Genomic DNA, 13,612 nt, shown 5'->3' with positions numbered 1-13,612 from the left:
CATAGGGTCGCCCGTGCGAGCTGCACGGTTGCCGGGGCTGAGGGCGTCCATCGTGTCCGCCGGTCAGAAGTCTCGGTCGAGGGTGCCGGTCTCGCTGACCGGCACGCCGGAGCCGGCGCGGCCGAGTCGGTCGAGGACGGACGTCGAGGGGGTCCACACCATCGTGGCCGCGGTGGTGGAGTTGCGCAGCGAGCTGTTGCCCGTGACGGCGCCGAGCGTCAGGGTCACCTGGGTGGCGTCCACACCGTTGACCTTCACGGTCGCGGCGGTCATGGTGGCGGCGACGTTCACCGTCTTGCTCGCCTTGACGTACTCCTGCTTGAGGTTGACCGACCCGAGGTTCACGGCCGACTGGCCCTTCAGCACGTCCACGGTGTCGCCGGTGTTGCCCAGGCCCAGCAGGTTGCCGTCACGCAGTCGCACGGTGACGGCCGTGGACGTCCCGGTCCACCCCGGGGTGACAGAGTCGAGGGTGATGAGGTCGTTGTAGGTGAGCACCAGCGTGTCACCGGACTCCAGGCGCCCCACGGTCGTGCCGCCGTTGGCGGCCTGGACGTCGGCGCCGCGCAGGGGGGTGTTGTCGACCCGTCGCGCACTGACGACCAACGAGGTGGCCTGCACCGACTTGCCGTCGAGCAGGGTGGCGCGGAAGTCGTAGGCCCCGTCCGTGACTGCCGTGGTGTCGAAGGTACAGGTGTAGGGCGAGGTCGTGTCGGTGCAGACGTCGGTCCAGGTCGACGTGCCGTTGGCGGCACGCTGGATGCGGACCGACACGACGCCGGCGGAGGAGCTTGCGGTGGCGTTGAGGGTCACCGAGCCGCTCAGGTAGGCACCCGGGTCCTCCATGGAGATCGACGAGACGGTGTTGTCGACGACCCGGCCGGTCACGGCGTTGGACGTCGTGGCGTTGCCGGCGGCGTCGGTCGCCACCGAACGGAACGCATACGTGCCGTCGGCGATCTTCGTCGTGTCGTAGCGGCACGAGGCCGGCGAGCTGGCGTTCGTGCACACGTCGCTCCACGTGCTCGACCCTGAGACGGCCATCTGGATCTTCAGCGACGCGATGCCGGAGTCGGCGTCGGCCGCGGTGGCCGAGAGCGTCACGGTGCCGCGCAGCGGGGTCCCCGGGTCGCTCATCGTCGTGGTCGGCGCCGCATTGTCGACGAGCACGTCGGGGACCACGGCGGAGTAGGTCGTCGTCGTGCCGAAGATGGCGGACGAGCGCAGGTCGTAGTATCCGGCGGCCACGCCGGTCGTGGCCCAGGTGCAGGGGTAGGGGGCGACCAGCCCGGTGCAGAGGGTCGTCCACTTCCCGGACCCGGCGACGGCATACTCCACGCGCACCGTGTAGAGGACGGAGCCGGCGTTGTAGAGGGTCGTCTGCAGGGGCACCGACCCGCGCACGATGTCGCCGGGGGAGGAGAGGACGACGAGCAGGTTGTTGGCGACGATCGTGGTGACCGTGGCCGACGTGGTGGCGTAGCCGGCGTTGTCGGTCGCGACGGCGCGCAGGTCGTAGCCGCCGTCGGCGACGTTCCTGGTGTTCCACGCGCAGCTGTAGGGCGCGAAGGTGGCGGTGCAGATGGTCGCCCAGGAGCTGCCGCCGTTGGCGAGGTACTGCACGACGACGTTCGCGACGCCGGTCTCGCCGTCGCTCGCCGTGGCGGTGACCGTGGCGGTCCCGGTCAGCGGCGTCGGGACGGCGTTCATCGAGACCGTCGGCGGCGTCCAGTCGGCCGCGGCTGTGACGGATCCGGTCGACCGGCTGCTCGAGGTGAAGGCTGCGGTGGAGAAGCCCGGCATCCCGAGGCCCAGCACCGCGGCCACGAGGGCCAGGGCGATGAGGGCGAGCGGTGTGCGGCGCATGGGTCCTTCTCCGTGATGGTGTGACCTCCACGCTAGGGAGGTGCGGTGCAGGCGTGGTCAACGCCGCGTCCTCGCGAGATCCACAGTTCGGTAACGGCGGGCCGCCGCGGACACCGGCCGCCAGAACGAGGCACCGGGCCCGCGCGCCCAGGGAAGCGGCGCGGACCCGGTGGTTTCTGGGCCGACGAGCCGGGCGGCTCGTCGGCGTGGCACACCTCAGCGCAGAGGGCCTGTCAGGACGAGGGCCTCGGCGGGCGCCGGCTCGGCGGCACCTGCGGCGTCGTTGCTCTCCTCGGCAGGCTCGTCGCGCCTCTTGCGTCCCAGGCGGAAGAGCTCCGCCAGCGAGATGAGGCCGATGAGCGCGGCCGGCACGCCGATGAACAGCATGCGCGTCTCCCGGTGCGACAGGGCGACGAACGCGTAGCCGACGGAGGGCACGGTGAACCGGACGACCGGCTGGCTGCCCTGGTCCAGGGCGAACTTCCACGGGTCGACGCTCGCGTTCGCGTCCCCCTTGGTCCGGTACGACGTGGGCTTGCCTGGTGTCGAGGTGATCGACACGAGCCGGTGCGTGACGAGGTTGTGCACGTCGGACCCGGCCGGCGGCTGGTAGGTGATGACGTCGCCGACCCGCAGGTCGCCCACCGGCACCTGCTGCTCGAAGGCGATCGAGCCCTTCTCGAACGTCCCCGACATGGAGCCGCCGGTGATGACGTAGCGGCTGTAGCCGAGCACGCCGCTGACCACCCACGCGAGGCAGAGCAGCAGCACCACGGTCATCGTGAGGTTGCCGACAAGGCGGGGCAGGCGGCGCAGGATGCCGCCGCGGCGGCCGGTCGAGGTGCTCATGTCTGCTCGGCTCCCGTTCGGGTCGTGCTGGTCAGGACTGGGGGCGTATGCCGTCACGTCCGTTGGCGTGACGGCTCAGGGGGAGCCGGGCCGGCTCCCCTGAGGTGGATCACTGGGTGAAGGTCTCACCGGAGAGCTGGACGGAGTCCCACTGGTAGGCCGCGGAAGCGGTCTTCGCCTGGTCGGTGTTGTCGGCCGTGCCGGCGAGCGTCACGACGAAGGTGAAGTCGTTGGCGACGCCCGGTGCGATCGTGCCGAGGGCGTTCTTCTTGTTGTCCTCGAGGCCGCCGAAGGTGCCGTCGAAGACGACCGTGCTGGTCGTGGTGTTCGTGATCTTCAGGTTCAGGTTGGACCCGGGGGTGGCGGTCGGGCCGAAGGCGTTGGCCGAGCTGGTCTCGGTGAGGCTGAAGGCGGCGGGCAGCGTGCCGGTGTTCGTGATCTTGAGGTTGCCGGTCACGGTGTCGCCGGGCTTGACGTTCGTGAGGTTGAAGATGGCAGCGTTGGCCTTGCTGTTCGACTGCGTCAACGTGCCGGTGGTGACGGCGCTCGTCGAGTTGGACGTGGTCGACGTGAAGGTGGCACCCGAGCCGACGGCGACGGCCGCAGCGGCGAGCAGGGTGGCGAGGGGGACGATGGCCTTGCGGCGGTTGGCGATCATGTCGGTCTCTCTTCCGGTGCTGCCGAGCTGCCTCGGCGGTGGCTGTGTGGTTGTTCCTGGTGTTGAGAAGAACGCTAGGAGGGCGAGACCCACGGGCCGGGAACGCGCGTTCCTCCGCTTCTCCACGCTTCGGTAACAGTCCGCCGACCCGCCCGCACACGGCGCGCAGACGGCCCGTGAGCGGGCGCTGACGGCATTTGCGCAGGTCAGCGACGCGACGCGCCGGACCTGCGGCGTTTGCTTGCGGTTCGGTCACACCATGCCTAGAGTTACCCCTACATCTAGTAGTTACATGGATGTAAGACGTCCACATGTAGTCCCCAACCAAACGGGGGTTACGCACAGGTCATCCCCACGTCGTCCCCAGACCCATCCCCAGACCAGGTCGGTCCCACGAACACCGACACGGACCTGAGGAGGGGCGCGGACGGCATACGGGGTGGTTCGCGCGTGTTGAACAACTGGGTCTCGGGAAGGAAGGTGACCAGACGTGCACTGTCCGTTCTGTCGTCACACCGACTCGCGGGTGATCGACTCGCGCACGACCGATGACGGCACCTCCATACGCCGCCGTCGCCAGTGCCCGGAGTGCAACCGCCGCTTCACCACGATCGAGACCTCGAGCCTCAACGTGATCAAGCGGTCTGGGGCGTCCGAGCCGTTCAGCCGGGCCAAGGTCCTCTCCGGCGTGCGCAAGGCATGCCAGGGGCGCCCGGTCAGCGAAGACGACCTGGCCCTCCTCGCCCAGAAGGTCGAGGAGACCATCCGGTCGCAGGGAAACGCCGAGATCGAGGCGCACGAGGTCGGCATGGCCGTCCTCGAACCGCTCCGCGAGCTCGACGAGGTCGCGTACCTCAGGTTCGCCAGCGTCTACCAGGCGTGGGAGAGCCTCGAGGACTTCGAGGCAGCCATCGCGCTCCTCCGGGCCGAGCGCGACGCGCTGGGGGAGGAGCCCACGGCTCCCGCCCGGTTCGACGCCCAGCGGTAACCACCCTCCACAACACTGGAGCACCCACCCTGTCGGTGCTCCGCGCAAGACTCATTCCCATCAGCAGATTCGGTCAGGGAGGCCGCACGACATGACGGAGATCGGTAACCGCAGCTCACGCTCGAAGACAGGCGCCAAGGGCGTCAAGATCGAGCGCATCTACACCACGCCCGGCGTTCACCCGTACGACCAGGTCACGTGGGAGAAGCGCGACGTCGTCCAGCAGAACTGGAAGACCGGTGAGACGATCTTCGAGCAGCGCGGGGTCGAGTTCCCCGACTTCTGGTCGGTCAACGCCAGCACGATCGTCACGACCAAGTACTTCCGCGGCGCCGTCGGCACGGCCGCGCGTGAGGTCTCGCTCAAGCAGCTGATCGACCGCGTCGTGCTGACCTACGTCGCCGCCGGCAAGAGCAACGGCTACTTCGCCTCGCCCGACGACGCCGAGATCTTCGAGCACGAGCTCACCCACGCGCTGCTGCACCAGGTCTTCTCGTTCAACTCGCCGGTCTGGTTCAACGTCGGCACCAAGAGCCCCCAGCAGGTCTCCGCCTGCTTCATCCTCTCGGTCGACGACTCGATGGACTCGATCCTCAACTGGTACAAGGAGGAGGGGAAGATCTTCCAGGGCGGCTCCGGCGCCGGCCTCAACCTCTCACGCATCCGCTCCTCCAAGGAGCTGCTCTCCTCCGGCGGCACCGCCTCGGGGCCCGTGTCGTTCATGCGCGGCGCCGACGCGTCCGCCGGCACCATCAAGTCGGGGGGCGCCACGCGCCGCGCCGCCAAGATGGTCGTGCTCGACGTCGACCACCCGGACATCGAGGAGTTCGTCGAGACGAAGGCGCGCGAGGAGGACAAGATCCGCGCCCTGCGCGACGCCGGCTTCGACATGGACCTCGGTGGCAAGGACATCGTCTCCGTCCAGTACCAGAACGCCAACAACTCCGTCCGCGTCAACGACGAGTTCATGAAGGCCGTCGAGGACGGCACGAAGTTCGGGCTGCGCTCGCGTCAGGACGGCTCCGTCATCGAGGAGATCGACGCGCGTGAGCTCTTCGGCAAGATCGCCAAGGCCGCGTGGGAGTGCGCCGACCCGGGCATCCAGTACGACGACACCATCAACGCCTGGCACACCAACCCCGAGACGGGCCGCATCACGGCGTCCAACCCGTGCTCGGAGTACATGTCGCTCGACAACTCCTCGTGCAACCTCGCCTCGCTCAACCTGCTGAAGTTCCTGCGCGACGACGACACCTTCGACGCCGCCACGTTCCAGAAGGTCGTCGAGCTCGTCATCACCGCGATGGACATCTCGATCTGCTTCGCGGACTTCCCCACCGAGCCGATCGGCGAGACGACGCGCAACTACCGCCAGCTCGGCATCGGCTATGCCAACCTCGGCGCGCTGCTGATGGCGACCGGCCACGGCTACGACTCCGAGGGTGGTCGCGCGCTCGCCGCGTCCATCACCTCACTGCTGACCGGCGCCGCCTACAAGCGGTCCGCCGAGATGGCTGCGGTCGTCGGCGCCTACGCCGGCTACGCCCGCAACTCCGACGCCCACAAGCGCGTCATGCGCAAGCACCAGGCCGCCAACGACAACATCAAGACGCTCGACGCGATGGACTCCGACGTCCACAAGCTCGCCACCAAGGCGTGGGACGACGTCGTCAAGCTCGGTGAGAAGTACGGCTACCGCAACGCCCAGGCGTCGGTGCTCGCGCCCACCGGCACCATCGGCTTCATGATGGACTGTGACACGACCGGCATCGAGCCGGACTTCTCGCTGGTCAAGTTCAAGAAGCTCGTCGGTGGCGGCTCGATGCAGATCGTCAACCTGACGATCCCGAGGGCCCTGAAGAAGCTCGGCTACCAGCAGGAGTCGATCGAGGCCATCGTCGAGTACATCGCCGACAAGGGTCACGTCATCGACGCCCCCGGACTCAAGCCCGAGCACTACGAGGTCTTCGACACCGCCATGGGCGCGCGCTCGATCTCGGCCATGGGCCACGTGCGGATGATGGCCGCTACGCAGCCGTTCCTCTCGGGTGCCATCTCCAAGACGGTCAACCTCCCCGAGACGGCCACTGTCGAGGAGATCCAGGACGTCTACATGCAGGGCTGGAAGCTCGGCATCAAGGCGCTGGCGATCTACCGCGACAACTGCAAGGTCGGTCAGCCGCTGTCCGACGGTGGCTCGACGGCCAAGGACAACAAGGCCGCCGCCGACGCTGCTGCCGCCGAGGTCAAGGTCGAGAAGGTCATCGAGTACCGCCCGGTCCGTCGCCGCCTGCCCAAGCGCCGCAACTCGCAGACGACGTCGTTCGCCGTCGGTGGCGCCGAGGGCTACCTCACGGCCGGGACCTACGACGACCAGCAGCTCGGCGAGATCTTCCTCAAGTTCGGCAAGCAGGGCTCGACGCTGGCCGGCGTGATGGACGCCTTCTCGATCGCGGTGTCCATCGGTCTGCAGTACGGCGTGCCGCTCGAGACGTTCGTCGAGAAGTTCACCAACCTGCGCTTCGAGCCGGCCGGCCTCACGGACGACCCGGACGTGCGCATGGCGCAGTCGATCATGGACTATGTCTTCCGCCGCCTGGCGCTGGACTACCTCGACTTCGACACCCGCTCCTTCATGGGCATCCACACGGCTGCCGAGCGGGCGCGTCAGGTCGAGACCGGCTCCTACGAGGCCACCGAGACCGACGAGTCCGACGAGGAGCTCGAGGACGAGCTCGAGTCACTCCAGCAGTCGGCCCCGGTCTCGAAGAAGGCCGAGCCGAAGGCTGACGAGTCGGCCAAGGGTGAGCTCGACGCCTCGGAGGTCAAGTCCGGCGCCGGCGCAGCCTCGGCACGCGAGACGTCCTCGGACGTCCACAGCTCGGCCGAGCTGCTCGAGAAGTTCGGTGGCATCACGGCCGACGCGCCGATCTGCATGACCTGCGGCACGAAGATGCGCCCCGCTGGCTCGTGCTACGTCTGCGAGGGTTGCGGAAGCACCAGCGGTTGCAGCTGATGTCAACGGTCAGGAGATGTCACGAGCGACGTAGTCACGAGTGACATTCGGTTGGTCAGCAATGTCAGCAGATTGGTCTGATGACGTTGGCTGATCGGCAATGACGCCGGCCCGGTCCCTACACGTAGGGCCGGGCCGGCCGTCGTTGGGAGCAAGAAGCGCTGGGGGCTCCCCTTCGTCGATGTGCGCGGGGGTGGCCGTGGTGACAGCGCCCTCCTCGACGCCGGCCGGGTGCCACCAGACGGCGCCGCGGCCACCGTGCCGCCCGCTGCGCGGACGGTCCCCGTTTCTGGCGAGCCGGTGAACCTGGCTCTGGCTCGGACGAAGACGCTCGGCCACTTGTGCGGCGGTCAACCGTCGGCCGGCGGCTGCTGGAGATCCCACCGGCGGCAGCGGCCGGCCATCACCAGGTGCGCCCGCTCGCGCGCCGGTTGAGCTGGTGGTGCAGTGCCCGGGCGGTGCGCGCGCCGGTCAAGGGATGTCGAGGGCCGCGATCGCAGTCCTCAGTGCGGTCAGGTCAGCCGCGCTGAGGCCGACGGGACGCATCACGGCATACCAGCCGTCGACGTACTCCGTCGTGTACTTGTGCCCGTGGCCGGCAGGGACCCCCGTGGAGAACGGCAAGTCGGCCGTGACCTGCCAGAAGGTCACGAACGGCATCCAGAACATGCCCTCGAGCACGTCCCTGCCGGCGGCTTCGCCGATCCAGTCTGGCTCGTTGAAGACAAGCTGCGGGGTCCACCAGACGATCGGGTCGGAGGGGTGCATGAGGTAGACGACCCGGGTGCCGTCCCACGGCTGGCCTGCGGGCGGGATCGAGCTGGCCGCATCCGTTGCGAACCGCACCGTCCGGCCGTTCTTGTAGACCGGCTGGATCTCGGGGCTGCCCGGATCGCGGTGGTCGCTGAAGTCGCGGAACAGCGTGTTGAAGTTGGGGGGGCCCGCCCACACGGTCCCGGCGGTGCGGTTGCGGACGTCGTACTCACCGCTGAAGGCGGTCTCACCGCCGAACGTGCCGAGGCTCTCACCCGAGACGTACAGCTTCGGGCGCTGGTCCGGGGGCAGCTTCGACCACCGGTCATAGACCGCGTCGAAGAGGGCGCGACCGGCCTCCCGGGCCTTCGACTGGTCGACGAGGAACGAGAGCCACGACGGCAGGTAGGAGTACTGGATCGCCACGGTGGCCGCGTCGCCGCCGGTCAGGTACTCGAAGGGGGCCACGAGCGCCGGGTCGACCCAGCCGCTGCCCGTCGTCGTCACGACGAGCAGGTTTGCCCGCCGGAAGCCGCCGGCACGCTGCAGGTCGTCGACGGCTAGGGCGGCCCGCTGCTCCGTGTCGTCGGCCGAGTCGAGTCCCGCGTAGCTGCGGATCGGCTCCTTCGCAGGGTGGCGGACGATCACCTCGATGTCGCTCGCGGTCGGACCTGTTGCGGCGAATGTGCGGCCTTCACGGCCGAGCGAGTCCCACGAGACCATCGAGCCGGGGCCGCCTGAGCGGAGGCCGGTCGTGGGCTGGGCCACTCCCTCCTGGGTGACGGTGTTTGCGACCGAGAAGCTCTCGTCCAGGGCGCTCACGAGCCCGTCGAGTAGGACCCCGCTGACGACGAGGTAGACGGTCGCCGTCACCAGGACCCAGCCGGTGGCCTCCGCTGCCCGCCGTCCGAACCGGCGAGCGAGCAGGTCCGCGACCCAGCGGTAGATCCGGCGGATGCCCCGCCCGATGAGCAGGAAGAGGGAGAAGAAGAACACCGCGACGAACGGCGACGCCACCACCAAGGGGAGGTTGTACTCCGTCACCCCCATCAACCCACGGATCTCGTGCTGCCAGTACTGACCGAGGCCGAAGGCGCCGATCAGCAGCACTCCCGTAGCGATGAAGAAGGTGCGCCAGGAAGAGCGCTTCGGGTGGCGAGGCTCCCGATCGGCAAAGGCGCGCCACAGCCATGCGGCGAGGACGCCGAGGCCGTAGCCGATGGCTGCGGTGATGCCACAGATGAGGCCCTGGATGAAACCGCCTCGCGGGAGCAGGGATGGGGTGAACGACATGGCCGCGAACAGGACGGCACCGTAGGACCCAGGAAGCGTGAAGTGCAGCAGCCCGCGGACACGACCCGGTGCCGGTGCTACCGCCGTAGCGTCCTGCGTCGCCGTCTCACCTGTCGTCTCGCTCAGCGCATGGTTGCCAGCCAGGTCACTCGCCATCTCGGTGCCTCATTCTGATCGGGGTCGAGTCACCATCGAACGGTCCCACGGCCCGACATCCGAGCGAGCCGAAACGACGACCCGCACGAGCGCATCGAGCGATCCGAGCGTCGCTCGGTCAGGTGCCGTTCAGGAGCTGGCTCCGAGCGGCACATGTTCATGAGGCATGTCGACATCCTCCTCTGCAGGAGGCAGACCTACGCGGCGCATGCCCGCGGCGGCGCGGATCTCACCGGAGCGTGCTTGCTGGCGCCACTATGCGTCGCAGGGCACATGACCCCGCGCTTCGGGCTCAGCGTGGTGCTGCGGGGTCAGGCCCATCGCGGGCTCTGTCGACGGCGGCTGAACGTGGACCCCTTGGGAGCGTGCTGATGCGCTGGCGCTCGAGCAGCGACAGGTACGGCGAGCCGCGCTCTGACTCCGGCAGTCGCAGCGGGGCAGGCCGCCGCGCTCGGCCCGCATCGGTATCCCCTCTTACGGGTGATCCCGACCTGCTCACACGCGGCCACCGTGCCAACCCCGGACAGGATCAGCCCCCAGTACTCGTCCTCAACCGCCAACTGCAACTTCCGGCCTCCTCGTCCCATCTGCAGGCACCTCTCCTACCGGAGCATTGCGACAAGACCTAGAACCCAAGCATCGCTAGAACTGCGGCGCTGAAACGCCTTGAGGACTGCGGCAGTCGGACCTGCCGGCCGCCGCCCGAACGTACGCCGCGCAGCGAGGTCAGGCGTCCGTGGCGGTGCTGTCTAGGACGCCGCCGCTGGCCGTCGTGCGCAGGGCGAACGCTCCGGCCGCGGCAGCGGACGCAGATCTGCCGTTCGGTCCGCGATGACGCTGCCGTAGACGCTCGCGGCCAGCGCACTGGCGACGGCGGCGCCGACGTAGCGTGCCATGTTGGAGACACCCGACGCGGAGCCGACCTGGTCCTCCGGGACACACGCCGTAGACGCGGACGAGGCCGGCCCGTTTGACATGCCCATTCCTGCCGCGACGGCGGTAGGCGAACGCCTGTGGAGCCATCGGCCGAAGGTGATGCTCTTTCCCCGAAGATCATTCATTCGCTTCTGAGCGGCCCCCTCCCGCGGGCTAAGAGGTTCGCCGTTCGCATCGTTCCCGATGAGCCACACAAGCCCCTTACGAAGGGGTTCGTCCGGCGCAGCCGAGGCGTGGCTGACGAGCGCCCCGGCGTAGAGGCCGGAGCCGCCAACCTCTCCTTGAGCCCACTGCGCCACGTCGATCAGGTCCGTATCGTCAACGTCGTAGGTCCAGGTGGTCCAGGACGCGTCATGCCGCTCTCCACCCCGGAAGGTGTACACACGGAACACGGGGTTGTGGTCTTCCCAGGAGCTGTCCCTCTCGTCAACCTCGCGAATGTGCATGATGCACGGTACTTCGGTGGGTCCTTTGCGGCGGCCGGGAAGCGCCGGAGCGCCGCTATCATCGCTCTATGGCGATATCAGCGGCGGAGCCGTCGGCGCCGGCAGGCATTCGAGTGGAAGTGGCCGCACTGGAGGCGGCGGCCTGTTTGTTCCACGGCTTCAGCGACTCGAGTCGGCTCGTCATCTTGCGCCACCTGGCCCTCGGGGAGCACCGGGTGGTGGACCTGATGGAGCACTTGGGGCTGGCGCAGTCCACGGTGTCGAAGCACCTCGCCTGTCTGAAGGACTGTGGGCTCGTGAGCTCTCAGCCGCGGGGCCGGGCATCGGTGTTCTCCCTCACCCACGAGTCGGCGGTGCTTGATCTGCTTGCTGCGGCGGAGCGGTTGCTCGGGTTGACCGGTGACGCTGTCACGCTGTGCCCGAACTTCGGCACCAGCACGCCTTCGGCCGCCCGATGACCTCGCGCGTGTACCCGTCGGGCGGACTGACCGCCGAAGACAGGCTGCGCCTGGGACGGCGGGCTCAACTCCTTGCCGCAACGTCCGTGACCTACAACATCGTGGAGGCGGTCATCGCCATCATTGCCGGTCTGGTCGCCGGCTCGGTGGCACTGGTCGGGTTCGGGCTCGACTCAGTGGTCGAGGTGTCCAGCGGCGCCATCATCCTGTGGCAGTTCCGACACCGACTGCCCGAGAGCCGCGAACAGCAGGCGCTGCGGCTCATGGCCCTGTCATTCTTCGCCCTGGCCGCCTACGTCGGCTTCGAGTCGGTGCGTGCACTGGTCGGCGAGCACCACCCCGACCGCTCTCCGGTCGGCATCGCCTTGGCGATCGCCTCGCTGGCCATCATGCCGTTCCTGTCCTGGGCTCAGCGCCGCACCGGGAAAGCCCTCGGCTCCAACGCCGTGGTTGCCGACTCCACCCAGACGCTGCTGTGCACCTACCTGTCCGCAGTGCTGCTGGGCGGGCTCGTGCTCAATGCCACGCTGGGCTGGTCATGGGCCGACCCCATCGCTGGCCTCGTCATCGCCGCGGTCGCCGTCAAGGAAGGCCGGGACGCCTGGCGAGGAGAAGGATGCTGCGGCCCTGCGCAACGCCACGACGACCCCAACGACCAGAGCACATGCGGCTGCACCGGCGGCGCTGACGACTGCACCGATGCATGCTGCATCACCACGAACGACAATCCGAGCTCGTCCCAGGTACCGGCGTCCGCGACTCTGCTTGACCTGACCCCAGGCCATCACCGCACCCGGAACTAACCGAATCCATCACTCGGCAATACCAACCGCTCACCGGTACGACCGATCGGCGGCAAATCCGGTGATGTCGGGAGGGTCAGTTGACCGCGAGTCGCACGTCAAAGGCGACCACGTCCGGCTCCACGAGGTGATTTCCCCACACGGTCACCACGCATCGACCTGGCTCGACCGGGAGAACCTCGTACTCGCGGTTGTGGACGTCCCGGATCGACACCTGCCCATCCGTCTCCAGACGGAACTCGCCGAGTGAACTCGAGCCCGGGACCTGTGGCGCCGGTCCGCGCTCTACGGTCGTGGCGCCGTCATCCACCGAGGGCACACCGACGGACACGCAGTCTGCCGTCGCCGAACGGTATGGCCCGCGAATGATGGCGGCGGCGGTGAGCTCTTCGCGACTGACCAATAGGACGACAGAGTTGGGTGGTTCGATCGCGTTGGGCACTCCGCCAGCGTGCTAGGAAGCCATGCCAGAGTCAGTTGAGCGCCGTCACTGTCTGGGCGGCGAACGGGTCGCGGCAGAAGCCGACGTCGAGGGGGCGGCGATAGACCCGTCCTGCCGTTCAGCGATCATGACCCTCATGGAGGACCAGCAGGCGCCGCAGTCGGCCGAGGGTGAGGGGAAGGTCATCACCCTCTGCGGCTCGACCAAGTTCGAGGCTGAGTTCGCGGAGGTCAACCAGCGGCTCACGATGGAAGGTTGCGTCGTCATCAGCCTAGGAACGTTCAGCCTCCCCGATTTGCCGGACTACGACTGGGCAGCCGACATCTCGGACCTGAGGGGGCGGCTCGGTGGCGTGCACTTCCAAAAGATTCGCATGGCTGACGAGGTTTACATCGTGGATCCGGGCGGCTACGTAGGTGAGTCAACCCGACGGGAGATCGCCTACGCGGAGTCGCTCGGCAAGCCGGTGAGGTATCTGAGTCGCGAGGGCTTGACTCGAACGGGAGACGGCCCCCAAGGGTGAGTCCGACCGGCCGGTCCGCTCATCGGGATGGCCGCGGACCCGTCGCGGCATAGTCGTGCGGTCAGCTAGGGCCTCTGGCGTCCGCACCAACCACCATTCGAGGTTCGGCGAAACAGCCTCGATTGCAGCGGTCGTTCGCGTTGCGTGCTCGACCAGCTCGCGGGGGAGCCGGACGCTGTGGTCGCTCACGTAGTGAGCCAAGCCTTCGGGCCACTGATGGTCCCGTCGGTGAACTCCGACGACCCGTTGTCCTTGCCACAGAGCCTGCAACGCGACAGGCCTGTTGCATGTCGGGCCGCCATGGTCCCGGAGCTGAGGTAGGCCTACACGAGGTGCCGCTCGTCGACGTCCCACGCGTCATCCACGAGGGCCCGGCGGTCCGGATACTCGGGATGCTGCTCACTCCGCCAGAAGCCGATGAGGCG

10 protein-coding genes are annotated in these 13,612 nt (G+C 68.2%); 5 read left to right on the top strand and 5 right to left on the bottom strand.

All coding sequences use genetic code 11. From position 1 onward, the window contains the following. Positions 1-63: 63 nt before the first annotated feature. The 3 genes from AC3WRT_RS13880 to AC3WRT_RS13870 all read right to left on the bottom strand — a co-directional run bounded on the left by AC3WRT_RS13880 (position 64) and on the right by AC3WRT_RS13870 (position 3,373). Positions 64-1,866 carry an Ig-like domain-containing protein gene (locus tag AC3WRT_RS13880; protein ID WP_492722821.1) on the bottom strand — a complete coding sequence of 601 codons (1,803 nt, stop codon included), beginning with the start codon at positions 1,864-1,866 and terminating at the stop codon, positions 64-66. Between the two features lie 216 nt (positions 1,867-2,082). Beyond that, entirely contained in the window at positions 2,083-2,715 is a 633-nt protein-coding gene (locus tag AC3WRT_RS13875; RefSeq protein ID WP_492722819.1) for a signal peptidase I, read from the bottom strand. 109 nt (positions 2,716-2,824) lie between these two features. Further along, a complete protein-coding gene (locus AC3WRT_RS13870) occupies positions 2,825-3,373 on the bottom strand; it encodes a TasA family protein (protein WP_492722817.1) in 549 nt (182 codons plus the stop codon). 490 nt (positions 3,374-3,863) lie between these two features. On the opposite strand from AC3WRT_RS13870, the gene nrdR reads away from it, so the two are divergent. After that, positions 3,864-4,361, top strand: coding sequence for a transcriptional regulator NrdR (gene nrdR / locus AC3WRT_RS13865; RefSeq protein ID WP_492722815.1), 498 nt, complete (start codon positions 3,864-3,866; stop codon positions 4,359-4,361). A gap of 91 nt (positions 4,362-4,452) precedes the next feature. Then, entirely contained in the window at positions 4,453-7,377 is a 2,925-nt protein-coding gene (locus AC3WRT_RS13860) for a vitamin B12-dependent ribonucleotide reductase (RefSeq protein ID WP_492722813.1), read from the top strand. Between the two features lie 471 nt (positions 7,378-7,848). On the opposite strand, the gene AC3WRT_RS13855 is transcribed toward AC3WRT_RS13860, so the two are convergent. Continuing rightward, positions 7,849-9,579, bottom strand: coding sequence for an alpha/beta hydrolase (locus AC3WRT_RS13855; protein WP_492722811.1), 1,731 nt, complete (start codon positions 9,577-9,579; stop codon positions 7,849-7,851). A gap of 1,450 nt (positions 9,580-11,029) precedes the next feature. On the opposite strand from AC3WRT_RS13855, the gene AC3WRT_RS13850 reads away from it, so the two are divergent. Continuing rightward, positions 11,030-11,419: an ArsR/SmtB family transcription factor gene (locus AC3WRT_RS13850; RefSeq protein ID WP_492722810.1), complete on the top strand. Its 390-nt coding sequence runs from the start codon at positions 11,030-11,032 to the stop codon at positions 11,417-11,419. 86 nt (positions 11,420-11,505) lie between these two features. Continuing rightward, positions 11,506-12,222 (top strand): cation diffusion facilitator family transporter, encoded by a 717-nt coding sequence (locus AC3WRT_RS13845; RefSeq protein WP_492722808.1) that lies wholly within the window; start codon positions 11,506-11,508, stop codon positions 12,220-12,222. Between the two features lie 76 nt (positions 12,223-12,298). On the opposite strand, the gene AC3WRT_RS13840 is transcribed toward AC3WRT_RS13845, so the two are convergent. Further along, the gene (locus tag AC3WRT_RS13840) at positions 12,299-12,664 is read right to left on the bottom strand and encodes a hypothetical protein (protein WP_492722806.1); all 366 of its coding nucleotides are present in this window, start codon (positions 12,662-12,664) and stop codon (positions 12,299-12,301) included. A gap of 136 nt (positions 12,665-12,800) precedes the next feature. On the opposite strand from AC3WRT_RS13840, the gene AC3WRT_RS13835 reads away from it, so the two are divergent. Next, entirely contained in the window at positions 12,801-13,187 is a 387-nt protein-coding gene (locus AC3WRT_RS13835) for a hypothetical protein (protein ID WP_492722804.1), read from the top strand. The last annotated feature ends 425 nt before the right edge of the window (positions 13,188-13,612 follow it).

Source organism: Terrabacter sp. FW104-15G4B (assembly GCF_058790095.1).
The sequence above is the reverse complement of the archived record's forward strand: the minus strand, read 5'-3'. Positions and strand labels throughout refer to the sequence as shown.